The organism is Leifsonia sp. EB34 (assembly GCF_041260585.1).
Classification (GTDB): Bacteria; Actinomycetota; Actinomycetes; order Actinomycetales; family Microbacteriaceae; genus Leifsonia.
Window position 1 is genome coordinate 333838 of sequence record NZ_JBGCCV010000002.1, and the last position, 22729, is coordinate 356566.

The following is a 22729-nucleotide window of genomic DNA, read 5'->3' on the forward strand; positions in this document are numbered from 1 at the left end:
GTGCGGAATTCGAATCAGTCGTTCGAATAGAGAACACGCGATCACGACGATGTGAGGAGCCTCCCCATGCAGTTCCACCACCACGGCTACGTGTCCGGCGACCCCCATGTGCTGCCCGCGGTCGGGCCGGCCTGGTCGCCCGAGCTGCCGGAGGTCATGGACGTGCTCGTCGTCGGCTCCGGGCCGGCGGGGATGGTCACCGCGGCACAGCTCGCGCAGTTCCCTGGGGTCAGCGCCCGGCTGGTGGAGCGCCGCGGCGGCCGGCTGGAGATCGGGCAGGCGGACGGCATCCAGGCCCGCAGCGTGGAGACCTTCCAGGCGTTCGGGTTCGCGGAGCGGATCACCGCCGAGGCGTACCGGATCACCGAGATGGCGTTCTGGAAGCCGGACCCGGCCGACCCCACCCGGATCGTCCGCGCCGCGCGCGCGGCGGACGACCCGACCGGCATCAGCGAGTTCCCGCACCTGCTCGTGAACCAGGCGCGCGTGCTCGACTACTTCAGCGAGTTCATGACGAACGGTCCGACGCGGATGCGGCCGGACTACGGCTGGGAGTTCCGCGGCCTCCGCGTCGAGGACGAGGGCGAGTACCCGGTCGTCGTGACGCTCGCGCGCAGCGTGGGTGAGAACGTGGGCGAGGAGCGGGTTGTGCGCGCCAAGTATGTGGTCGGCGCCGACGGCGCGCGCAGCAAGGTGCGCGAGTCGATCGGCTGCACGCTCGCCGGGGACCAGGCCAACCACGCCTGGGGCGTGATGGACGTGCTGGCCGTCACCGACTTCCCGGACATCCGCACCAAGTGCTCGATCCAGTCGGAGTACGGCAACATCCTGCTCATCCCGCGCGAGGGCGGCTATCTGTTCCGGATGTACGTGGACCTCGGCGCGGTCGCCGACGACGACCACGGCGCGGTGCGGGCGACGAGCATCGAGCAGATCATCGCGAAGGCGAACGAGATCCTGCACCCGTACACGCTCGATGTGCGCAACGTCGCCTGGCACAGCGTCTACGAGGTCGGCCACCGGCTGACCGACCGGTTCGACGACATCCCCGTCGACGCGCTCGGGTCGCGGACCCCGCGCGTGTTCATCGCCGGCGACGCCTGCCACACGCACAGCGCCAAGGCCGGCCAGGGGATGAACGTCTCGATCCAGGACGGCTTCAACCTCGGCTGGAAGCTCGGCCACGTGCTGCAGGGCCGGAGCCCGGAGTCGCTGCTGGCGACGTACTCGGCGGAGCGGCACGTGGTCGCCCAGAACCTGATCGACTTCGACAAGGAGTGGTCGACGCTGATGGCCACGAAGCCGGAGGACCTGAAGGACCCGTCCGAGCTGGAGGACTTCTACGTGCGCACGGCGGAGTTCCCCGCCGGGTTCCTGACCGAGTACGCGCCGTCGCTGATCGTCGGCGAGCCGGAGCACCAGGAGCTCGCGACCGGCTTCCCGATCGGCAAGCGGTTCAAGTCGCCCATCGTGGAGCGCGTCTGCGACACGAACCCGGTGCACCTCGGCCACCACGCCACGGCCGATGGGCGCTGGCGCATCTACGTGTTCGCGGACGCGGCGGCGGCCGGCGACGGAGTGCTGGTGCCGGCGTTCGCGGACTGGCTGACGACCTCCCCGGAGTCGCCGCTCGCCGCGACCCCGCGCGACGCGGACATCGACGCGTGGTTCGACGTGAAGGTCGTCTACCAGCAGGACCACACCGGCGTCGACCTCGGGAAGGTGCCGGAGGCGTTCCTGCCCCGGACCGGGCCGTTCGGGCTGATCGACTACGAGAAGGTGTACGCGACGGCCCCGGGCGACGACGTCTTCGACGCCCGCGGGATCGACCGGGGCGGCGCGATCGTGGTGGTGCGGCCGGACCAGTACGTCGCGCAGGTGCTGCCGCTGGCGGGGTATGCGGAGCTGGGGGAGTTCTTCGCGCCGATCCTGGCGGTGGGGGAGGCCGCGGAGGAGCAGGACGCCCAGGCGAAGCAGGAGGCTGGGGCGAAGCGGGAGGCTGGGGCGAAGCAGGAGGCGGCGACGGTCTGACGCGCCGTCGCCGGTCGGCTCAGCGCAGCTCGCCGGCGACGGTGGCCGCCGCCCGGCCGAGCCGCGCGCCGATCGCGGCCACATCGCGTCCGTTCGCCACGTACACCACCGCCAGCGCGGCCAGCGGCTGGCCGTGCACGACGAGCGGCACCGCCACCGACGCGAGGCCCGGGATGACCTCGTCGTGGCTGGTCGCGAAGCCGCGTCCGCGCGCCTGAAGCGCCTCGTCGCGCGGGTGGCCGTCGGGCAGGTCGCCCCACTGCGCCTCGGTGAGCACCGACTGCAGGGCGATGCCCGGCGCTCCGGTGGTGATCGGGTGCCGGCTGCCGGGCCGCTGGGCCACGGCGGCGTGCGCGTGCGAGGGCTCGATGCTGACCAGGGTGACGACCTCGCCGCGGTCCAGCACGGCGAGGAAGGCGGTCATCCCGAGCTCGTTGGCGACGGCGCCGAGCTCCGGGACGGCCGCGGACTGCAGGTCGCGCGACACGGCGCGGGCGAGGGTCGCCATGCGCGGCCCGAGCAGCGCGGCTCCCGCAGGGTTGCGGACGACGAGGCCGTGGTCCTCCAGTGTGCGGAGGATGCGGTAGACGATCGAGCGGTGCACGCCGAGAGCGGCGGCGAGCTCGGCGATGGTGAGGGGGCGGTCGGCGTCGGCCAGCGCCTCAAGCACGCGGATGCCGCGCGAGAGCGTCTGGGAGTGCGGGGCGCGCTCGCCGGCGTCGGGCGCCTCCGTTGCGCCCGGGTCGTCAGGTGTGCTCGCCATGCGCCCATTCTTTCGTATCCGGACGGCGCGGCGGCGACGGAAGGAGTCACCGCCTCGCTCACGAGTTCACGCGGATGATCTCCTCCTGGTAGGGCGCGATCACGTCGCCGGAGACCCGCAGGTCCAGCACCAGGAACGGCCGCTCGGCCGCCGGTCGCGCCGCCCAGCGGGCCAGCGCCTCCAGGTCGTCTGGCGTGCGGACCACGACGCCCTCGGCCCCGACCGCGGCGCCGAGCCCGGCGAAGTCGACCTCCGGGATGCGCATCGGGCCTTGGGCGAGGCCCTTCACGCCGTAGAGGTTGACCTCCGCGCCGTAGGCGGCATCGTTCCAGACCACGCAGAGGCCGCGGCCTCCGGCGACACGCACGGCGGACTCCAGGTCGGCCAGCGCCATCAGGCCGCCGCCGTCGCCGGTCGTGAGCACGATCGTGGACTCGGGGTGCGCGAGCGCGGCGCCGGGGACACTCGGGAAGCCGAGGCCGATCGACTGGTAGGCGGTGCCGACCATGATCATCCGGTCCGGGGAGGCGACCGGCCAGTACATGTTCGCCCAGCCGATGAAGTGGCCGCCGTCGGAGACGACGACACGGTCGGCGGGCAGCACCTCGGCGATGCGCGCCGCGGCCGTGCGCGGGTCGAGGCGGCCGTCCGCGGCCAGGCCGTCGCCGGCCGGGCGCGAACGGAGTGCCGCGAGGTCGGCCGACTCGCGCCAGCCGGAGGGTGCGGCGCCGAGCGTGCGCAGCTCCTCCACCAGCGCCTCGGCGATCAGGCGAGCGTCGCCGCGCAGGTAGGCTCCGACGTTCGGGTGCGTCGCCGCGGGGGCGACATCCACCTGGATGACGCGGGTGCCCGGTGCGAACAACTCGCCGAAGCGCATCGTGAACTGGTTGAGGGAGGCGCCGAAGACCACCGCGACGTCGGCCGAGCGGACGGCGTCCATCGCGCCCTCCGCGCCGAAGCCTCCGGTGACGCCGAGGTCGTAGCGGGCGTCGGGGAAGACGCCGCGGCCGAGCGCGGTGCCCGCGGTGAGGGCGCCGGTCGCGTCGGCGAGGGCGCCGAGCGCGGCGCCCGCGCCGGCGATCCAGGCGCCGCGTCCGGCGAGCAGGAACGGGCGCTCGGCGGCGGCCAACGCTGCCGCGGCATCCGCGATCGCGCCCCGCGCGAACGGCCCGGCGGGGGCGAGGGGAGCGGGGAGGGCGGGGGCGGGCGCTGCGGGGACCGGGCCGGCCTCCCGGGTGGCGACGTCATAGGGGATGGCGAGCACGGTGGGCACCCGATAGGTGAGGGCGTGCTCGACCGCGATGGCCGTGGTCGCGGCCGCGTCGGTGCGGCCGACCGTGTAGGTGCGCGCCCCGACCGCGCTGGCCAGCGCGATCTGGTCGACGCCCCAGGGGCGCGGGCCGGAGGTGGGCTCGTCGCCGACCACCAGCACCAGCGGGATGTGCGCCTGCCGGGCCTCCGCGAGGGCGGTCAGCGTGTTGGTGAACCCGGCGCCGTAGGTGGCGGTGGCGGCGGCCAGCCTGCCGGAGGCGCGGTGGTAGGCGTCGGCCGCGACGACGGCGCCGGCCTCGTGGCGCATGGCGGTGTATGGCACCCGTCCCTCGCGCTCCAGGGCGTCGAGGAAGTGGGCGTTGCCGTTGCCCATCACCCCGAAGACCTGGTCGACGTGGCGGGCGAGGGTGGTGGCGACGTGCGCGGAGACGGACGGCATGACAGTGCCTTTCGAGACGGGAACGGAGGTGCGATGATCCGTATGTGTCTCGCGCGCTGCGCCGAGCGCGGCTTCGTGCCCTTTTTTCGAGCACCGGGCCGTGGGACGGCCGGACGTCAGCAGTATAGCCGGGCGTCGCCAGTGCAGCCGGACGTCGACAGTGCAGCCGGACGTCGCCAGTGCAGCCGGAGGTCGAAAGGCGCTCCCCCCGTTCGACGTCCAGGTGTTCGGCATCCACGAAAGGCAGAGACATGACCGGCTACCTGATCCTCATCTACGGCGACGAGAGCCGCTGGGACGCCCTCGACGAAGACGCCCGCGCCGCGGTCGACGACGCCCATCGAGCGTTCAACGAGAAGGCGGGCGAGGGGGTGCGCGCAGCGGGGGAACTGCAGGCGTCGTCCACCGCGACGACGCTGCGCACCGGCCCGGACGGTGAGCCACGGCCCACCGACGGGCCGTTCTCGGAGTCGAAAGAGGTCGTCGGCGGCTTCTACCTGATCGAGGCCGAGAGCCAGGAAGCGGCGGTCGCGTTGGCGGCCTCGCTTGCGGAGGCGCGGCAGGGGCACGGCGGGATCGAGGTCCGGCCGCTCGTCGGCCGCGGCTGAGCGATCTTGCCGGCTCAGCAGCCGCTGGAGGAGGATGCGCTCATGACGGATGCAGGGATCATCGGGGTGAACACGATCGGCATCCCCGTGGCGGACCAGGACGTCGCGCTGGCCTTCTACCGGGACGTGCTCGGTTTCGACGTGCGCGTGGACGCGCCGCTGCCGACGGGAGGCCGCTGGATCATGCTGGCGCCGCCCGGGTCGGCGGTGTCGGTGTCGCTGGTCGTCGCGAGCGCGGACGTCCCGGCGGGGGTCGAGACCGGCATCCGGTTCGAGAGCGCGGACGCGGGGAGCACCCACGCGGAGCTGACCCGGCGCGGGGTGGCGGTGGGGGAGTTGCTGCGCTGGCCGGGCGTGCCGGCGATGTTCCAGGCGACGGACCCGGACGGGAACCGGTTCGAGGTGGTCGAGCGGGGGTAGCCGTCGTGCTCAGACCCGCGTGCCAGCCAGGCGCGCCGGGTCGAACAGCACATCGAGCCCGACGATGTGGCCGTCGGCGATGTCGAACGCCATCGCCGACACCACGCGCCCGTCGACCACCGCGGCAACGCCCGGCCGGCCGTCGATGAGCACGGGGACGGAGGTCTGTGCGAGCCGGGCCGCGAGGGTCGCCTGCTCGGCGATCGCGGCCGCGCCGACGAGGGTCTGCAGTCTCCCGCGTCCGTAGTCGGCGTGCAGCACGGCGCCGTCGTCCAGGAGGGACAGCAGCGCCGACAGGTCGCCGTCCTGCACCGCGCGCAGCCACGCGTCGAGCACGCCGCGCTGCTCGCGACGGGGCGGGCGTGCGGGCGGCGGCGCGTCCCGGAGCCGGCGGCGGGCACGGGACGCGAGCTGACGGGCAGCGTCGGGCGAGCGGTCGAGCACACCGGCGACCTCCTCGAACGGGAGGCCGAACACGTCGTGCAGCACGAAGGCGAGGCGTTCGGCGGGCGACAGTGTCTCCAGGACGACCAGGAGCGCGACGCTCACCCGGTCGCCGAGTGCGGCGAGCTCGGCCGGGTCGCCGAGGTCGGAGACCGGCTCGTCCTGCCAGGGGAGGATCTCCCAGGAGCGCTCGCGGGTGCGGCGTGCGCTCTTGAGCTGGTCGAGGCAGACCCGGGAGACGACGGTGGTCAGCCAGGCGTCGAGGTTCCCGATCGCGGCGACGTCGGTTCTCCGGAGGCGCAGCCAGGCCTCCTGCACGGCGTCGTCGGCGTCGGCGGCCGAGCCCAGGAGCTGGGTCGCGATCGCCCGCAGCCGCGGCCGGGCGGCCTCGAAGCGCGCCGCCAGCCGCTCGTCGTCCTCGGCCATGTCACATCCTCCGTCACCTGCTCGTCACCCTATCGACGAGGCGGTGCGCCTCGATGTGACAGGAGGACGACATGGACGGACGGATCCTGGTGACCGGCGGGACGGGAACGATCGGACGGCGGCTGGTGCCGCTGCTTGAGGAGCGCGGCGCGGCGGTGCGCGTGCTGACCCGGCACGCGCCGGAGGGCGCCGCGGACCACGTCGCGGGCGACGTGATGACCGGGGCCGGGCTCGACGTCGCGATGGCGGGAGCCGCGGTGGTGGTGCACCTCGCGGGCGCCGCGAAGGGCGACGAGGTGGCCGCGGCGAACGTCATTGCCGCGGCGGAGCGCGCGGGCGTGCGGCACGTCCTGACGCTCTCGGTGGTCGGGGCCGGCCGGATGCCGATCGGCTACTTCCGCGCCAAGGAGCAGGTGGAGGCGATCTTCGCGGCGGCGACGGTGCCGTCGACCGTGCTGCGGGCGGCGCAGGTGCACCAGCTCGTGCTGCGGATGGCGGCCGGGATGACGAGGCCGCCCGTCGCCCCCGCACCGCGCATCCGCCTCGAGCCGGTGGACGCCGGGGAGGTGGCTGAACGGCTCGCCGAGCTGGCGCTGGGGTCGCCGGCGGGCCTCGCCTGTGAGCTGGCCGGCGCGGAGGTGCTGGAGGCGGAGGAGCTGCTGCGCCGCTACGCCGAGGTGCGTGGCCTCCGGCGGCGGTTTGTGCGGTTCGGCCTGCCCGGGAAAGTGGGCGCGGCTTATCGCGCCGACGCCAACCTGGCCGGTCCCGACGCCCGGCGCGGGCACCTCACGTGGGAGGAGTTCCTCCGCACCGAGCCCCTCAGCGTCGCGTAATCAGCAGGGTCAGGACGGGTCGGGGTCGAGGTCGCGGCGCTCGCGCAGCTCGGCCTCCAGCCGCCGGATGCGGTCGTCCGCGATCTCGCGCTCGAGCGCGGCGAGCTGCTCCTCCGTCGACGACGGGCGCGGCGCCGCCGCCGGCTCCTCGCGCACGACGAACGTGCCGCGCGGCCGGCGGTAGCGTGCGCCGGCGTACTCGCGCCCGACGGCGAACCACAGGACGCCGCCGATCAAGGGCAGCAGGATCACGATGAAGATCCACGCCACCTTGGGCAGGTGCTTCACCTGGCTGCTGTCGCGCAGGATGATGTCGACCAGCGCGACGACGAAGAAGACCAGGATCAGCAGCGGGACGACGGCCATGAGCAGAGTCTAGGGGGAGGCCCGCTCACTCCCAGACCATGAACGGCCGCAGCTCGAGCTGGCCGTTGCGGGCCATCGGGTGCCGGGAGGCGATCTCGACGGCCTCGTCCAGGTCCTCGACCTCCAGGATGTCGAAGCCGCAGATCACCTCCGTCGTCTCGGTGAAGGGTCCGTCGGTCACGTAGCGCTTGCCGTCGCGCACGCGCACGACGCGCGACTCGGACGGCGGCTGGAGCACCTCCCCGATGATGCGCTTGCCACTGGCGTCGAGCGGGTCCACCCAGAGGTCGACATCGGACTCGTCGGTCTCGGTGTCCGGCTGGGAGTCGGTGATCACGAACATCATGTACTTCATCGCGGTGGATCCTTTCGGAGTCGGTGGTCGGTTCACTGGGACGTCGAACGGAGCGGCCGCCGCTCGACATTTCGGCTCTCCCGGATCAGCCGGTACACGACGAACTCGACCGTCGCCGCCACGATCCCCGCGCCGAGCGGCTCGCTGAACCAGCCGAGGTAGGTGGCAGGGGTGGTCAGCCAGAGCAGCGTGTAACCGGCGTAGGCGAGCCCGAACGCGCTCGCCGTGGCGCACACGTGCCGCCACCAGTGGACGCCGCCCGGGCGGGCGCGGGCGAACCACGCGTAGTGCACGGCCGCGCTGACGAAGCCGACGACGGCGGCGGCCGGACCGTAGAGGAAGAGCTGCGGGCTGAGCAGCTCGCGCTCGGTGTCACCGCCCAGCTCGTAGTCGACGATGTGCAGGAAACCGACGACGGCGCCCGCGAGCACCCCGGAGATGAGGATGACCAGGCGCGCGTCCTTCCCGAGCAGCGGGTGCTGGTGCGCGGTCGTCACGGGGCCGACGATACTGTGCGGCCGCGGGGGAGTCCAGCGTCCCCGTCGCGGGTTCGTGGGAGCTGGTTAGTGTAGCCTTACCTTACTCGCTGCCCCGCCCCCATCCCCGGCCAGAAGGGAACCGCCGTGCCCCTGCTCGCCCCTCCGCTGACCGAACGCCCGGCGTACCGGCCGTACCGCGCGGCCGTGGTGGCGATCCGGAGGCTGAGCCCAGGATTCACGCGTGTGAGCCTTGGTTGCGACGACTTCGAGACCTTCGGCACCGAGCGCCTGGACCAGCGGATCAAGCTGGTCTTCCCGCTGCCCGACGGCAGCTTCAGTCCGCTCGACGGCGTCGACTGGTACGGCCGGTGGCGCGGGCTGCCCGAACATCGGCGCAACCCGTTCCGCACTTACACGGTGCGCGACGTCGACCCGGACGGGCGACGCGTCGACGTCGACTTCGTGGTGCACGGCGACGGCGGCCCCGCCGCTCGGTGGCTCGCGGCGGCCGTCCCGGGCGACGAGCTGGTGGTGATCGGGCCGGACGGGCTCAGCCCGCACTCCGGCGTCGGCATCGACTGGCGCCCGGGGGAGGCGACCGACCTGCTCCTGGCGGGCGATGAGACCGCGGCGCCGGCGATCGCGTCCATCCTGGAGACGCTGCCACCGACGCGCCGGGCGCACGCCTTCATCGAGGTGCCGACGGCGGCCGACGCGCTCCCGCTCCGGCTCGGCGGCAACGTCGAGGTCACCTGGGTGGCGCGGGACGGCGGCGAGCACGGCTGCGGCCTCCTCCCGGCCGTGACCGGGTGGCTGGCCGCGCATCCCGACGTGGTCGCGGCGGCTGCGGCGGGACGCACGCAGCGGCTGGAGGACGTCGACGTGGACGCGCAGCTCCTGTGGGACAGTCCCGAGCAGGGCGCCGGTGGCTTCTACGCCTGGATCGCCGGGGAGTCGGGCGTCGTCAAGACGCTCCGGAGGCTCCTCGTGCGCGGGCACGGGATCGATCGCGGGCGGGTCGCCTTCATGGGGTACTGGCGACTGGGGCGCGCCGAGCAGGTCTAGGCGAGGCTCTGCCGGCCAAATCACATGCATTACCAAGCGTGTAACCACTGGCGTGCAAAATATCGAGCTCATATCGTCTGATACGACGACAGACGGCATCTCGAACGAACCGCGTTCAGGTTTGCACGTCGAGTCAAGGAGGACACATCATGAATCGATTCGCCAAGATCGCAGCAACCGCGGCGACGGCTATTGCGTTGACAGGAGCGGGGCTGGTCGTCGCAGTACCTGCGGAGGCCGCCGGTACATGCGGCTCGGTCTCCCTTTCGGTGAACAGTGCACGTACGAGCGCCACCGTGAAGAACCCGTGCGGGAACCTCGCCGGGCGGTATCAGATCGTCGCATTCAACGCTAAGAACCAGACCACAGGGACTGCGACCTTCACGGTTGCACCGGGACAGGCAGCGACCTGGAACAAGGGCTCTTACTCGGACGGATACTACGTGAATATCTTGTAACGCGACGGTCACGAAGTGAGGGGCGGCGAATTCTCGCCGCCCCTCATTTCGTGTATGTCCAGCGAGTGAATCTGCCCCTGGACTTACTGCGCTTTCGTTTCGGTACCCCGGAATGTCTCGGGGTAGTTGCTCAGCCAGGTCCAATGGCTGACCGGCCAGCTCACCACGAACGCCCGGCCGACCACATCGCTGAGCGGCACGAAGCCCTTGGTCGGGTCGTCCATGTGGTACCGAGAATCAGCCGAGTTGTAGCGGTTGTCGCCCATCACCCAGATCTTGCCGGCGGGCACGGTTACCTTGAATGACATTGCTGAGACCGACTCTTGCCCGGCCGGGAGCAGTACGTACGGCTCCTTGAGCGGCACGCCGTTCACGCTCATCTGGCCGAGCGCGTTGCAGCAGGTGATGTGGTCGCCCGGGAGGCCGATCAGGCGCTTCACGAGGTGCTGGTCGCTGTCCGAGGCGCCCAGACCGACGAAGTCGAGCACGGCTCCGACGCCCTGCTGGACGGGGTTGCCGGTCTGCGGCGCCGCGGCGGGGAGCCAGCCGCCCGGGTCCTTGAACACGACGACGTCGCCGCGGGAGAGGCCGAAGACCGACGGCTGCAGCTCGTTGACGATGATCCGGTCGTTGATCTGCAGGGTGTTCTCCATCGACCCCGAGGGGATGTAGAACGAGCGGGCGACGAACGTCTTGATCAGGAACGAGACCAGCACGGCGATGACGAAGATCACCACGACATCGCGGAGGAGGACCTTCCAGCCGGACTTGCGGGTGGCACGACGGGGTCGCAGAGTCTCGGTGCTGTCGGTCACAGTCCTTCACGCTAGCGTGCCGAGGCTGGGAGACGCATCCGACCCTCGCACGAGGGATTGTCCCGCAGGGCCGCCCGGTGACAGGATCGGTGCACGGGCCGACCCGACGCCCGTCGGGGGCCCGCGTGATCATGCGGGATGCGTTGGCGCGCTTCGAACTGCTGACACGACGCGAACCTCCGCGCCGCGGCGATCGAGGCCGCGCCCGCAGCGATCCGGCGGTCCTGAGAGCGCTGGCCCATGCGGCGGCGCTGCTCCTCGCTTCGGGACTGGTGCTCGCGCCGCTGCCCGCGTCGGCGGCGGTCTGCAGTGACCAGGACTGCTCCAGCTCGACACCGACACCGACGCCGACACCGACGCCGACGCCGACGCCCGATCCGGACGATTCACCCGCTCCTACACCTTCGCCGACGCCGACTCCCACCCGGACGCCGACGCCGACGCCCACGCCGACTCCTACACCGACGCCGACGCCCACTCCGACGCCGACTCCCACTCCGACGCCGAAGCCGACCTCCACGCCGACGCCGGCTCCGACGCCCAGCCCGACCACGACCCCTGCGCCGACCGACAACATCCCGCTTCTCATCCCGCCGGACCTCGGCGGCACCATCCAGTCCGACACCGTGCAGGTCGAGCAGGCGGCGCAGCTCGCCAGCGAACTGGCCACCGCGCAACAGGCGCTCGCCGACGCCACCAACACCGACCTCGGCGTGCAGCGTGAGCACGCCCAGGCGCAAGCCGCGGCCGACGCGCTCGCCGCGCAGGCGAAGGCGGCGAAGAAGAAGGCCGCCGCCTCCGCGGCCTTCGCGAGCGCGCTGATCCGCGCCGCCGGCTGGAAGGGGCTGGGCTCCGACCCGCTTGCGGCGGTGCTCGGGACGAACGGCGACCTCCTCACGAAGCTCGGCGCCGTCGACCGACTCCGCACGCTCTCCGCCGACCGGGTCGCCGCCCTCCGCGACGCGGCGGCCGACGCCAAGGCCGCGACCTCCCTGACCGGTCAGGCGAGGCAGGCGGCCGACACGCTCGCCGGGATCGACGTCGACGCCAGTCGGCAGGCGGTCACGGACGCGCAGGCGCAGGTCGACTCCGACTCCGCCGCCCTCGCCCAGCTCCCCACCGTGCTGACCGCCGGGACGGGGTGGCAGGCGCTCACCGTCGATCCGTCCGCCATCGCGGCCGGATGGGCGCTGCCGGTCCACGGGCCGATGACCGACCCGTTCGGCCCGCGGCCGTCGCGCCCGGCCGGGACGGCGCTCTTCCACCCGGGCGACGACATCGGCGCGGCCTGCGGAACCACGATCGACGCCGCGGCGGCGGGCACCATCCTCGCGGCCGGTCCGAACGGGGGATACGGGAACTTCATCCTGATCGACCACGGCGGCGGCGTCGAGACCGCCTACGGTCACATCCGAGACGGCGGGATCGGCGTGACGGTGGGCGAGCACGTCGCGGCCGGGCAGCCGATCGCACAGGTCGGCACGACGGGGCTCTCCACCGGCTGCCACCTCCACCTCGAGGTCAGGGTGAACGGCGTGCAGATCGACCCGTACCCTTTCCTCGCGGCCAGGGGGGTCATCGTCGGAACCCTCTGAGAGGCGTACGGTTCAGGACATGACGGAACTGACGGAGCTGGTGGGCTCATGGATGCGCCGCCAGCGCTGGTATTCGACCAAAGCGTTCGAACCGAAGCTGCGGCTCCTGGGCTCCTTCGAACTGGAGCGCGCGCCCGAGAGCGCGGACGACGGATCCCGGATCGTGACGCACTTCTTCTGCGACGACGCGCCCCGCACGCCCCGCGTGTACCAGGTGCCGCTGGTCGCGCGCGTGCGGCAGGACGGCGACCCGGACGCGTTCGTGGGGGAGGCCGGCGGACGGTGCCTCTACGACGCGCCGGTCGAGGAGTCGTATGTGGCTGCACTCGCTGCGCTGATGACCGGGGCGGGGTCGGCCGACGGCGAGCACGCGCGCGCCGGCGGCCACACGCTCGGCGACCGTGTGCCCGTGCTGTCCTCGCGGCGGCTCTCAGCGGAGCAGTCGAACACCTCCATCGTCGCGCAGCTCGGCGACCGGCTCGCGCTCGTGAAGGTCTTCCGGGTGGTGCAGGACGGCGAGAATCCGGACATCTCCACGCTCGCCGCGCTGACGGCTGCGGGTTCGCAGCGCACGCCGGCGCTGCTCGGCTGGCTGACCGGGTCCTGGCCCCGGCCGGACGGCGGACGGGCGACCGGGGAGCTGGCGCTGATCCAGGACTTCGTGCCCGGTGCAGCTGACGGCTGGGAGCTGGCGGTCGGGGCGGCCGAGGCCGGCGAGGACTTCACCGACCGCGCCCTCGCCCTCGGAGCGGGGACAGCAGAGCTGCACAGCCAGCTCGCGAACGCCCTGCCCACGAAACGTGCCGAGACCGAGGACGTGCGCGCAGCGCTCGACGGGATGTTCCAGCGGCTCACCGTCACGACCACCGAAGTGCCGGAGGTCGAGGCGCTGCGCCGGGAGATCGCGTCGGTGTACGAGGCGGCCGCGTCGGGTCCGTTGCCGCTGCTGCAGCGCATCCACGGCGACCTGCACCTCGGCCAGGTGCTGCACTCGCCCGAGCGCGGCTGGCAGTTCATCGATTTCGAGGGCGAGCCGCTGCGGCCGCTCGCCGAGCGCTCCCTGCCCGACGCGACCATGCGCGACGTGGCCGGGATGCTGCGCTCCTTCGACTACGTCGCCGGCTCGCTCGCCCGGCGTGAGCAGCCGATCGACGCCTCCCGGTGGGCGGCGGACGCGCGGAAGGCGTACCTGGAGGGCTACGCGAGCGTCGCCGGGGACATCCTGGACGAGTTCGCCGAGCTGCTGACGGCGTTCGAGCTCGACAAGGCGGTCTACGAGATCACCTACGAGGCGCGGCACCGGCCGAGCTGGATCCCCATCCCACGCGCGGCGGTCGACCGGCTGCTGCGGGACGCGGCGGGCATCGCGCACTGAGGCCTCCGGCCCGGAATGAACCGGCCGACCGTGAAGCCGCGGCGCCCGCGCGTGTTACCCGCACGCCGGGCGCCGCGTAGGCGGACACTTTCGAAGCCCATGCCCGCCGTGAGCGCATTGTGCTGCGCGCGCGGGATCGCGGGCAGACAGACGGGGTGGTCTACCCCGCCGGTGCGCGGCGCGCGATGCGCTGTTTCGCGGCGGGCGTCAGGCCGTGGCGGCCCTGGCGCCGATCCGGTACTGCGCGCCGCGGTGGCCCTCCGGGAGGCGGTCGCCGGCGCCGTGCAGCTTGTTGCGCAGCGTGCCCTCGACGTAGGCCTCCGGGTACGCGCCGCGCTTCCGCAGCTCGGGGATGACGAACTCGACGATGTCCTCGAACGTGCCGGGCGTGATCGCGTAGGCCAGGTTGAACCCGTCCACGTCGGTCTCCTCGACCCACTCCTGGAGCTGGTCGGCGATGCTGACCGCGCCGCCCACGATGAACGGGCCGAGGCCGCCGATGACGCCGTTGCGGCCGATGTCGCGGACGGTCCACTCGCCGCCGTCGGCGTTCGGCCGCTGGAAGTTCGCGACCGCCGACTGGATGGCGTTGCTCTTGACGTTGCCGATCGGCTCGTCCAGGTCGTACTGCGACAGGTCGACGCCCATCCAGCCGGACATGAACACCAGGGCGCCCTCGTCGTTCGTGTACTGCAGGAAGTCCTCGAACTTCGCCTGCGCCTTCTCGTCGGTCTCGTCGGTGATGATCGTGAGCAGCGTGTAGATGCGGGCCGAGTAGCGGTCGCGGCCCGCGGCCTCCAGAGCGTCGCGGAGCTTGCCGACGGTCTCCTTCAGGCCCTCCTTGGTGGAGGCCGCGACGAAGATCGCCTCGGCGTTCTCCGCCGCGAACGAGATGCCCCGCTTGGACGCGCCGGCCTGGTAGATCACCGGCGTGCGCTGCGGGCTCGGCTCGGAGAGGTGGATGCCAGGAACGGTGAAGTGCTTGCCCTGGTGGCCGATCTCGTGCACCTTCGCCGGGTCGGTGAAGACGCCGGACTCGCGGTCGCGGATGACGGCGTCGTCCTCCCAGGAGCCCTCCCACAGCTTGTAGAGCACCTCCAGGTACTCGTCGGCGTGGTCGTAGCGGTCGTCGTGCTGGAGCTGGTCGTCGTGGCCCATGTTGCGCGCGGCGGACGGCAGGTAGCCGGTGACGACGTTCCAGCCGACCCGGCCGTTCGTCAGGTGGTCGAGCGTCGACATCCGCCGAGCGAACGGATAGGGGTGCTCGTAGGCGGTGCCGGCCGTGACGCCGAAGCCGAGGTTCTCGGTCACCAGCGCCATCGCGGAGACCAGGAGCAGCGGGTCGTTGACCGGGACCTGCGCGCCGTGGCGGATGGCGGCCTCGTTGCTGCCGCCGTAGACGTCGTAGGTGCCGAGCACGTCGGCGATGAAGATGCCGTCGAAGGTGCCGCGCTCGAGGAGCTTCGCGAGCTCGGTCCAGTAGGTGAGGTCCTTGTACCGCCAGGCCTGGTCGTCGGGATGACGCCACATTCCGGAGGACTGGTGGGCGACGCAGTTCATGTCGAAAGCGTTGAATCGGATCTGCCGGGTCATGCGGTCAAGAATGCATGCGTTCCGAACGCCCCGCACGCCGCCCGCCACATTCCGTAACCCGGCAATCGATTCCGGAGTTGTGTACGCATTGCCACGGCGTGTTGCGAGCACAAGTCCGGAATGGATGGCTGGGGTCAGTGGCCGCGGAAGGTGGGGCGGCGCTTCTGCTGGAAGGCGGCGAAGCCTTCGTGGTAGTCGGCGGTGTCGCGGAGGGCGGCCTGGGCGGCATTCTCGGCGGCGACGGACGACCAGAGGTCGAGCGAGCCGTCCCGGAGGCCGGCGACGATGCGCTTGCTGGCGAGGAAGGCCTGCGTCGCGCCTCGGGCGGCGGCGGTCGCGGCCTCGGTCGCGGCGGCCTCCACCTCGTCGGCGGCCAGCGCGCGGCTGAACAGGCCGCCCGCGACGGCCTCGGCGCCGGAGATCAGCCGGCCGGAGTAGATGAGGTCGAGGGCGCGGTGCGGGCCGAGGCGCGAGACCAGCAGCCAGTGGCCTCCCGAGTCGAGCGCGGCGCCCAGGGCGGCGAACGGCGAGCCGACCTTGGCGTCCTCGGCGACGTACACCACGTCCGTGGCGACCAGGAGGCCGAGGCCGACCCCGAGCGCGGCGCCGCGGGCCGCCGCGAACGTCGGGGCGGGGAAGGCGCTCATCCGGCGCAGCAGCGGCGTCACCAGGTCGTCGAGGAACCCGGCCACGTCGTCCGTCGCCGGGTCGACGCCGGCGATGTCGCGGCCGGCGCAGAAGGACCGGCCCTCGCCGCGCAGCACGAGAGCGCGCACCCCGGCGGCCTCCGCCTCGGCGTAGGCGGCGTCGAGGGCGCGGAGGTCGTCGGGCCCGAGCGCGTTCAGCCGCTCTGGCGCGTTCAGCGTGACGTGCGCGACGTCGTCCTGGATGGTGAGTTCGATCACTGCGCCTCCTCGATCACTGCGCCGCCTCAGACGTCATAGTCCACCGTGACCTTCTCCGTGAGCGGGTGCGACTGGCAGGTGAGCACGTACCCGGCCTCCAGCTCCTCCGGTTCGAGCGCGTAGTTCTCGGTCATCCGCACGTCGCCGGACAGCAGCCGCGCCCGGCAGGTGCCGCAGACACCGCCGGTGCAGGCGAACGGCACGTCCGGCCGCACCCGCAGCGCGGCGTTGAGCACCGACTCGTTGGCGTCGACCGGCGTCGTCACGGTGGAGGTCTGGCCGTCGAGCGTGAACTCGATCTCCGCCGTCTTCTCGCCCTCGTGCACGACGACCGGGTGGCCGACGTCGCCGCGCACCTCGCCCGGCTCGCCGGTCGTGAACAGCTCGAAATGGATGTTCTGCCGCGGCACGTCGTAGGTCTCCAGCACGTCGCGGCAGAGCTGCACGAGTTCGAACGGCCCGCAGAGGAACCACTGATCGACGGTGTCCGGCGGCAGCAGGGCGTCCAGGATGGTGCGCAGCCGCTCCTCGTCGATCCGGCCGGACAGCAGGGGTGCCGAGCGCTGCTCGCGGGAGAGCACGTGGTGCAGGGCCAGGCGCGACGGGTAGCGGTCCTTGAGGTCGGCGAGCTCCTCCAGGAACATCACGTCGATCGCCGTGCGGTTCGTGTAGACGAGCGTGAACGTGCTGGTGTCCGAGGCCGCCAGCACGCTGGAGGCCAGCGCCATCAGCGGGGTGATGCCCGACCCGGCCGCGATGCCGGCGACGTGCACGCCGTCCAGCGCCCCCAGATCGATCGTGAACGTGCCCTGCGGGCTCATCACGTCGATCCGGTCGCCCGCCCGCAGTTCGCTGGTCGCCCAGGTGGAGAACGCGCCGCCCAGGTCGCGCTTGATCGCGACGCTGATCCGGCCGCGTGTCGGCGGCCGGCAGATCGAGTAGCTGCGCCGCAGCTCCTCGCCGCCGACCGTCGCGCGGAGGGCGACGTGCTGCCCGGGCAGGTAGTCGTACTCGCCGTGCAGGGCGTCGGGGACCGCGAACGTCACCTCGACGCTCGCGGCGGTCAGCGGGCGCACCTCGGCGACCGCGAGCGTGTGGAATCGCGCACGCGCCATCAGCGGGCCCTCACAGTGCCTTGAAGTGGTCGAACGGCTCGCCGCACTCGTCGCAGACGAACAGCGCCTTGCATGCGGTGGAGCCGAAGTGGGAGACCTCGTGGGTCTTCAGCGAGCCGCAATGCGGGCACTTGATCGCGAGCGTGAGCCGCACCGGGCCGGCGCCGGAGGGCGGCGCGATGCCGTAATCGCGGAGCGCGGCGCGGCCGTGTTCGGTGATCCAGTCGGTCGTCCAGGCCGGCGCGAGCGCCAGGCTGACCCGCACGTCGGCGAAGCCCTCGGCGGCGAGAGCCCGCACGACGTCCTCGCGGATGGCGTCCATGGCCGGGCAGCCGGAGTAGGTCGGCGTGAGCACGACCTCCACCCCGGTGTCGGTCACGGTCACGGCGCGCAGCACGCCCAGGTCGTCGATGTTGAGCACCGGCACCTCGGGGTCGAGCACGGAGGCGGCGGCCGCCCAGGCTCGGCCGGCTTCGGCCGCGTGCCCGGTCACCAGGTCGCTCCGGGGTGCGAGCGGGTGAGCACCTGCATCTCGGCCAGCAGCGGCGCGAGGTGCTCGGAGTGCCGGCCCTGGCGCCCGCCGCCGGCGGCGGTGAACGTGGTCGGGAGCTCCAGCTCGGCCTCCGCCAGGATCGGCGCGACAGCGGCGTCGAACGCCTCCCGCAGCGTCGACGGCCGCGGGGCAACGCCCTCCAGCCGGTCCATCAGCGGCTCGTCGCGGAACAACTCCGCCACGTACGGCCACAGGTCCGCGAACGCGGTGAGCGTTCGGCGGCGGGACTCCTCCGTGCCGAGCGCCAGGCGCAGCACCCACTGGTCGGCGTGGTCGCAGTGGTAGGCGACCTCCTTGACCGCCTTGCCCGCGATGGCGGCGAGCACCGGGTCCTCGGAGGCGCGCAGCCGCTCGTAGAGCTCGAAGAGATAGTGGGAGATGGCGAACTGCCGCACGATCGTGTGCGCGAAGTCGCCGTTCGGCTGCTCGACGAGGTGCGCGGAGCGGAAGTCCTGCTCGTCGCGCCAGTAGGCGAGGTCGTCCTCCGACCGCTCGGTGGCGCTGCCGGCGTAGCGCAGCAGCGCACGGGCGTGACCGAGGAGGTCGAGGGCGATGTTCGCCAGGGCGACGTCCTCCTCCAGCTCGGGTGCGCGGGCGATCCACCAGCCGAGTCGCTGCGCGAGCACGAGGGAGTCGTCGCCGAGCCAGAGCGCGTACTCGGCGACGTCGGGGGAGGCGGTGGCCTCGTCGGCGACGAACTCGGCGGACAGGGTCACGGTGCTGAGCTCGACGTGACCGTGGAGGTCGTCGTCGTGCGTGTGCGCGTCCGTCACAGGTGCTTCACCCCTTCGCTCTCCGTGTAATAGGTCGCGTGCCGGTAGTTCTTGCCCTCCGGCGAGGTGAAGAACGCGGCCTTGGCGTCGGGGTCGCTGGTGGTGATCGCGTCGGAGCGGACCACCCAGATCGAGACGCCCTCGCCGCGCCGGGTGTAGAGGTCACGGGCGTTGCGAACGGCGAGCTCCTCGTCGGGCGCGTGCAGCGAGCCGACGTGCACGTGGCTGAGGCCGCGGGACGCGCGCACGAAGACCTCCCACAGGGGCCAGACCTCGTGGGCGGCGGGCTTGTCGACGGGAGTCTTGTCGCCGGTCATGCCGCCACCTCCTGAGTCCGGGCCTTCATCGCCTTCTTCTCCGCATAGGCGGCCGCCGCCTCGCGCACCCAGGCGCCGTCCTCGTGCGCCTCGCGGCGGCGCTGCAGCCGCTGCGCGTTGCAGGGGCCCTCGCCGGCGATCACGCGCTGCAGCTCGCTCCAGTCGATCTCGCCGAGGTCGTACGCCTGGCGCTCCTCGTTCCACTTCAGGTCCGGGTCGGGGAAGGTCACGCCGAGCGCCTCGGCCTGCGGGACGAGCATCCCGACGAACCGCTGGCGCAGCTCGTCGTTGGAGAACCGCTTGATCTTCCACGCCATCGAGCGGGCGGAGTTGGGGGAGTCGGCGTCCGGCGGCCCGAACATCATCAGCGACGGCCAGTACCAGCGGTTCACCGCGTCCTGCGCCATCCGCTGCTGCTCGGGAGTGCCGCGCATCAGCGTGAGCAGGATCTCGAAGCCCTGGCGCTGGTGGAAGGACTCCTCCTTGCAGATCCGCACCATCGCGCGGCCGTAGGGAGCGTACGAGCAGCGGCAGAGCGGCACCTGGTTGCAGATCGCGGCGCCGTCGACCAGCCAACCGATCGCCCCGATGTCGGCCCAGCTCAGCGTGGGGTAGTTGAAGATCGAGGAGTACTTGGCGGCCCCTGAGATGAGCTGCTCGGTCATCTCGTCGCGCGTGATGCCGAGCGTCTGCGTCGCGGAGTAGAGGTACAGCCCGTGACCGGCCTCGTCCTGCACCTTGGCCATCAGGATGGCCTTGCGCTTGAGGCTCGGGGCCCGGCTGATCCAGTTGGCCTCCGGCTGCATGCCGATGATCTCGGAGTGCGCGTGCTGCGACATCTGCCGGATCAGGGTGCGCCGGTAGGCGTCCGGCATCCAGTCGCGCGGCTCGATCCGGGAGTCCGCGGCGATGAGCTGCTCGAAGAGCGCCTCGCCGGCGGCGTCGTCATCGGTGGGGACGGTTGTGTCCGTCGTGTTCGCCATTGAACCAGCTCCCATCATTACTTACTGATCGTTCGTTCAGTATATGCGAGCCGGGTGCGTTCGTGCCACACTTGCCAGGTGACCGACACCCGGACGGCCGAGCCCCTGCGCCGGGGCCGGCCCGGCTACGACCAGCGCGGCATCCTCGAGGTCGCTGTGGCCGCCTTCAACGAGCACGGCTACGACGCGACCTCGATCGGGATGCTGGCCGAGCGGCTCGGGCTGTCCAAGTCGGCGATCTACCACCACGTCTCCTCCAAGGACGAACTGCTCGCGCTGGCGCTCGACGAGGCGCTCGACGGCCTGGAAGGCGCGCTGCGCTCGGCCGAGGACCCCACGGGAACCGCCGCCGAACGCCTCGCGCAGGTGCTCCGCGAGGCCGTGCTCGTGCTGGCCGACCGCCTCCCGTACGTCACGCTGCTGCTGCGCGTGCGCGGCAACACCGAGGTGGAGCGGGCCGCGCTGCAGCGCCGGCGGGCCTTCGACCACGCGGTCGCGGCACTGGTGGCGGAGGCGCGCGACGAGGGCTCGCTGCGGGTGGACGCCGACCCGGCCGTCGTGGCCCGACTGCTGTTCGGCATGATCAACTCGCTCACCGAGTGGTATGACCCCGCCGGCCCCGTCGCGCCCGAGGCGCTCGCCGACACCATCCTCGCCCTCGCCCTGCGCACCCCCGCCTGACCGCGCCTACTCCTTCGCGACGAGCGTCAGCACGTCGTAGGAGGCGACCAGTTCGTCCTTCTGGTTGAGGATGCGCGCGTCCCAGCGCACCTCGCCGTACTCGTCGGTCTCGCGCGGCGTGATCTGCTTGGCCGTCAGCGCCACCCGGATGCTGTCGCCGGGGGAGACCGGCGTGATGAACCGAAGGTTCTCCAGCCCGGAGTTGGCGAGCACGGGTCCCGGTGCCGGGTCCACGAACAGCCCGGCCGCCCAGGACACGAGCAGGTAGCCGTGCGCGACGCGGCCCGGGAAGAACGGGTTCGCGGCCGCGGCCTCCTCGTCCATGTGCGCGTAGAAGGTGTCGCCGGTGAAGGTCGCGAACGTCTCGATGTCGTCCAGCGTCACCCGGCGGGACTCGGACTGCACCTGGTCGCCGATCCGCAGCGTCGCGAGCGACTTGCGGAACGGGTGCGGGCCGTCGGTCTCGGCGGCGGCGCCCTCGTGCCACACGCCCGTGACAGCCGTGAGGAGGTCGGGGGAGCCCTGGATGGCCGTCCGCTGCATGTGGTGCAGCACCGCGCGGATGCCGCCCAGCTCTTCGCCGCCGCCCGCGCGGCCGGGGCCGCCGTGGACGAGGTGCGGCATCGGCGAGCCGTGCCCGGTGGAGGTGCGCGCGTCGTCGCGGTCGAGCAGGAGGATGCGGCCGTTGTACGCCGCCGTCGCCAGCACGAGCTCGCGTGCGAACGCCGGGTCGTGGGTGGCCGCGCTGGTCACGAGCGAGCCGCCGCCGAGCGCCACGAGCTCCGCCGCCTCGGTCGCGGTCGAGTAGGGGAGCACCGCCGCGACCGGGCCGAAGGCCTCCACGGAGTGGGCCTCGGGGGTCCGGGCGTCGGCGAACCGCAGCACGATCGGCGCGACGAACGCGCCCTCCAATTCGACGCCGAGAGTGCCGTCGGCGTGGCGGACGCTCGGCTGGTCGAGGCCGCCGATGGCGAGCTCGCCGCCGGCCGCCACCAGCCGCGCCACCTGGCGCAGCACCTCCGCGCGCTGCTCGCGCGAGGCGAGCGGGCCCATCGTGACGCCCTCCGCACGCGGGTCGCCGACCACGACGCGCTCCTCGATGCGCGAGCGCACCGCCGCGAGCAGGTCGTCGACGGCCTCGGCGGGGACGATCGCGCGGCGGATCGCCGTGCACTTCTGGCCCGCCTTGGCGGTCAGCTCCACCACGAGCTGCTTCACGTAGGCGTCGAACTCCGGGGTCCCGGGCAGCGCGTCCGGCCCGAGCACCGACGCGTTGATGGAGTCCGTCTCGCTCGTGAACCGCACCCCGCCCGTCTGCACGCTGTCGTGCGCGCGCAGCCGCTCGGCGGTGGAGGCCGACCCGGTGAACGCCACCAGGTCGCCCAGCCGCAGGTGGTCGAAGATCCCGGGGACGCTGCCGCTCACGAGCTGGAGCGACCCGGCGGGCAGCAGGCCGGACTCGACCAGGATGCGCACCATCGCCTCGGCCACGTACGCGGTCGGCGTCGCGGGCTTCGCGAGCGTCGGCATCCCGGCGAGGAACGACGGCGCGAACTTCTCCAGCAGCCCCCAGACCGGGAAGTTGAACGCGTTGATCTGCACGGCCACCCCGGGCAGCCGGGTGAAGATGTGCTGGCCGAGGAACGAGCCGTCCTTCGCGAGCGACTCCGCGGGGCCGTCCACGACGACGTGCGCGTTCGGGAGCTCGCGGCGACCCTTGGACGAATAGGTGAACAGCGCGCCGATGCCGCCGTCCACGTCGATCCAGGCATCCGTCCGCGTCGCGCCCGCCCGGGCCGACAGGTCGTACAGCTCCTGCTTGCGCTCGGTCAGCACCTGCGCCATCTGCTTGAGCAGGACAGCGCGCTGGTGGAAGGTCAGCTCGCCGAGGGAGGCCTGACCGACGGTGCGGGCATAGTCGAGCGCTCCGGCCAGGTCGGCGCCCTCCGCGCTGACGCGGGCGACCAGCTCGCCGGTGGACGCGTCGCGCACCTCCGCGGCGCCCTCGTCGGACGCCGGGCTCCACCACTGATCGCGCAGGTAGCTGGGCAGACTCATGATTCGG

General features: G+C 72.3%; 24 protein-coding genes. 9 read left to right on the forward strand and 15 right to left on the reverse strand.

Annotation, left to right across the window (positions count from 1 at the left end):
- The first annotated feature begins 66 nt into the window (after window positions 1-66).
- On the forward strand, window positions 67-2031 hold the full coding sequence (locus ABIA36_RS11080; RefSeq protein WP_369962417.1) for an FAD-binding monooxygenase: 1965 nt from the start codon (window positions 67-69) through the stop codon (window positions 2029-2031).
- 19 nt (window positions 2032-2050) lie between these two features.
- Here the strand turns inward: ABIA36_RS11080 and ABIA36_RS11085 are convergent, their stop codons facing one another.
- Window positions 2051-2794, reverse strand: coding sequence for an IclR family transcriptional regulator (locus ABIA36_RS11085; protein ID WP_369962418.1), 744 nt, complete (start codon window positions 2792-2794; stop codon window positions 2051-2053).
- Between the two features lie 58 nt (window positions 2795-2852).
- Window positions 2853-4505, reverse strand: a complete 1653-nt coding sequence (locus ABIA36_RS11090; RefSeq protein WP_369962419.1) for a thiamine pyrophosphate-binding protein — start codon at window positions 4503-4505, stop codon at window positions 2853-2855.
- A gap of 251 nt (window positions 4506-4756) precedes the next feature.
- Here ABIA36_RS11090 and ABIA36_RS11095 point away from each other — a divergent pair, with 251 nt between their 5' ends.
- Window positions 4757-5113, forward strand: coding sequence for a YciI family protein (locus ABIA36_RS11095; RefSeq protein ID WP_369962420.1), 357 nt, complete (start codon window positions 4757-4759; stop codon window positions 5111-5113).
- A 42-nt stretch (window positions 5114-5155) separates the two neighbouring features.
- A complete protein-coding gene (locus ABIA36_RS11100; RefSeq protein WP_369962421.1) occupies window positions 5156-5533 on the forward strand; it encodes a VOC family protein in 378 nt (125 codons plus the stop codon).
- 9 nt (window positions 5534-5542) lie between these two features.
- On the opposite strand, the gene ABIA36_RS11105 is transcribed toward ABIA36_RS11100, so the two are convergent.
- On the reverse strand, window positions 5543-6403 hold the full coding sequence (locus ABIA36_RS11105) for a sigma-70 family RNA polymerase sigma factor (protein ID WP_369962423.1): 861 nt from the start codon (window positions 6401-6403) through the stop codon (window positions 5543-5545).
- 71 nt (window positions 6404-6474) lie between these two features.
- Between ABIA36_RS11105 and ABIA36_RS11110 the strand changes: the two genes are divergently transcribed.
- Window positions 6475-7236 carry an SDR family oxidoreductase gene (locus ABIA36_RS11110; protein ID WP_369962424.1) on the forward strand — a complete coding sequence of 254 codons (762 nt, stop codon included), beginning with the start codon at window positions 6475-6477 and terminating at the stop codon, window positions 7234-7236.
- A gap of 9 nt (window positions 7237-7245) precedes the next feature.
- Here ABIA36_RS11110 and ABIA36_RS11115 read toward each other — a convergent pair whose 3' ends face one another.
- The 3 genes from ABIA36_RS11115 to ABIA36_RS11125 are packed head-to-tail and all read right to left on the reverse strand — an operon-like array spanning window position 7246 to window position 8454.
- Window positions 7246-7602, reverse strand: a complete 357-nt coding sequence (locus ABIA36_RS11115) for a PLD nuclease N-terminal domain-containing protein (protein ID WP_369962425.1) — start codon at window positions 7600-7602, stop codon at window positions 7246-7248.
- 25 nt (window positions 7603-7627) lie between these two features.
- A complete protein-coding gene (locus ABIA36_RS11120) occupies window positions 7628-7957 on the reverse strand; it encodes a YciI family protein (RefSeq protein WP_369962426.1) in 330 nt (109 codons plus the stop codon).
- A 32-nt stretch (window positions 7958-7989) separates the two neighbouring features.
- Window positions 7990-8454: a hypothetical protein gene (locus tag ABIA36_RS11125; protein WP_369962427.1), complete on the reverse strand. Its 465-nt coding sequence runs from the start codon at window positions 8452-8454 to the stop codon at window positions 7990-7992.
- Window positions 8455-8580: 126 nt separating this feature from the next.
- Here ABIA36_RS11125 and ABIA36_RS11130 point away from each other — a divergent pair, with 126 nt between their 5' ends.
- Window positions 8581-9501, forward strand: coding sequence for a siderophore-interacting protein (locus ABIA36_RS11130; protein WP_369962428.1), 921 nt, complete (start codon window positions 8581-8583; stop codon window positions 9499-9501).
- 149 nt (window positions 9502-9650) lie between these two features.
- Window positions 9651-9959 (forward strand): hypothetical protein, encoded by a 309-nt coding sequence (locus ABIA36_RS11135; RefSeq protein WP_369962429.1) that lies wholly within the window; start codon window positions 9651-9653, stop codon window positions 9957-9959.
- A gap of 83 nt (window positions 9960-10042) precedes the next feature.
- On the opposite strand, the gene lepB is transcribed toward ABIA36_RS11135, so the two are convergent.
- Entirely contained in the window at window positions 10043-10774 is a 732-nt protein-coding gene (gene lepB, locus ABIA36_RS11140) for a signal peptidase I (RefSeq protein WP_369962430.1), read from the reverse strand.
- A 131-nt stretch (window positions 10775-10905) separates the two neighbouring features.
- Between lepB and ABIA36_RS11145 the strand changes: the two genes are divergently transcribed.
- Window positions 10906-12369, forward strand: coding sequence for a M23 family metallopeptidase (locus tag ABIA36_RS11145; RefSeq protein WP_369963737.1), 1464 nt, complete (start codon window positions 10906-10908; stop codon window positions 12367-12369).
- Window positions 12370-12388: 19 nt separating this feature from the next.
- Window positions 12389-13744: a hypothetical protein gene (locus ABIA36_RS11150; protein ID WP_369962431.1), complete on the forward strand. Its 1356-nt coding sequence runs from the start codon at window positions 12389-12391 to the stop codon at window positions 13742-13744.
- 207 nt (window positions 13745-13951) lie between these two features.
- Here ABIA36_RS11150 and ABIA36_RS11155 read toward each other — a convergent pair whose 3' ends face one another.
- The 7 genes from ABIA36_RS11155 to paaA all read right to left on the reverse strand — a co-directional run bounded on the left by ABIA36_RS11155 (window position 13952) and on the right by paaA (window position 19983).
- Entirely contained in the window at window positions 13952-15337 is a 1386-nt protein-coding gene (locus tag ABIA36_RS11155) for an LLM class flavin-dependent oxidoreductase (RefSeq protein ID WP_369962432.1), read from the reverse strand.
- Between the two features lie 134 nt (window positions 15338-15471).
- On the reverse strand, window positions 15472-16242 hold the full coding sequence (locus tag ABIA36_RS11160; RefSeq protein ID WP_369962433.1) for an enoyl-CoA hydratase/isomerase family protein: 771 nt from the start codon (window positions 16240-16242) through the stop codon (window positions 15472-15474).
- A 26-nt stretch (window positions 16243-16268) separates the two neighbouring features.
- Window positions 16269-17357, reverse strand: a complete 1089-nt coding sequence (gene paaE, locus ABIA36_RS11165; protein ID WP_369962435.1) for a 1,2-phenylacetyl-CoA epoxidase subunit PaaE — start codon at window positions 17355-17357, stop codon at window positions 16269-16271.
- Window positions 17358-17367: 10 nt separating this feature from the next.
- Window positions 17368-17850: a 1,2-phenylacetyl-CoA epoxidase subunit PaaD gene (gene paaD / locus ABIA36_RS11170; RefSeq protein WP_369962436.1), complete on the reverse strand. Its 483-nt coding sequence runs from the start codon at window positions 17848-17850 to the stop codon at window positions 17368-17370.
- Window positions 17847-18683, reverse strand: a complete 837-nt coding sequence (gene paaC, locus ABIA36_RS11175) for a 1,2-phenylacetyl-CoA epoxidase subunit PaaC (RefSeq protein ID WP_369962437.1) — start codon at window positions 18681-18683, stop codon at window positions 17847-17849. Before paaC ends, paaD begins: the two co-directional genes overlap by 4 nt.
- Window positions 18680-19000 (reverse strand): 1,2-phenylacetyl-CoA epoxidase subunit PaaB, encoded by a 321-nt coding sequence (gene paaB / locus ABIA36_RS11180; RefSeq protein WP_369962438.1) that lies wholly within the window; start codon window positions 18998-19000, stop codon window positions 18680-18682. Before paaB ends, paaC begins: the two co-directional genes overlap by 4 nt.
- Window positions 18997-19983: a 1,2-phenylacetyl-CoA epoxidase subunit PaaA gene (gene paaA, locus ABIA36_RS11185; RefSeq protein WP_369962439.1), complete on the reverse strand. Its 987-nt coding sequence runs from the start codon at window positions 19981-19983 to the stop codon at window positions 18997-18999. Before paaA ends, paaB begins: the two co-directional genes overlap by 4 nt.
- Window positions 19984-20061: 78 nt before the next feature.
- On the opposite strand from paaA, the gene ABIA36_RS11190 reads away from it, so the two are divergent.
- Window positions 20062-20664, forward strand: a complete 603-nt coding sequence (locus tag ABIA36_RS11190) for a TetR/AcrR family transcriptional regulator (RefSeq protein ID WP_369962440.1) — start codon at window positions 20062-20064, stop codon at window positions 20662-20664.
- A 6-nt stretch (window positions 20665-20670) separates the two neighbouring features.
- Here ABIA36_RS11190 and paaZ read toward each other — a convergent pair whose 3' ends face one another.
- Window positions 20671-22722 carry a phenylacetic acid degradation bifunctional protein PaaZ gene (paaZ, locus tag ABIA36_RS11195; RefSeq protein ID WP_369962441.1) on the reverse strand — a complete coding sequence of 684 codons (2052 nt, stop codon included), beginning with the start codon at window positions 22720-22722 and terminating at the stop codon, window positions 20671-20673.
- Window positions 22723-22729 lie beyond the last annotated feature (7 nt).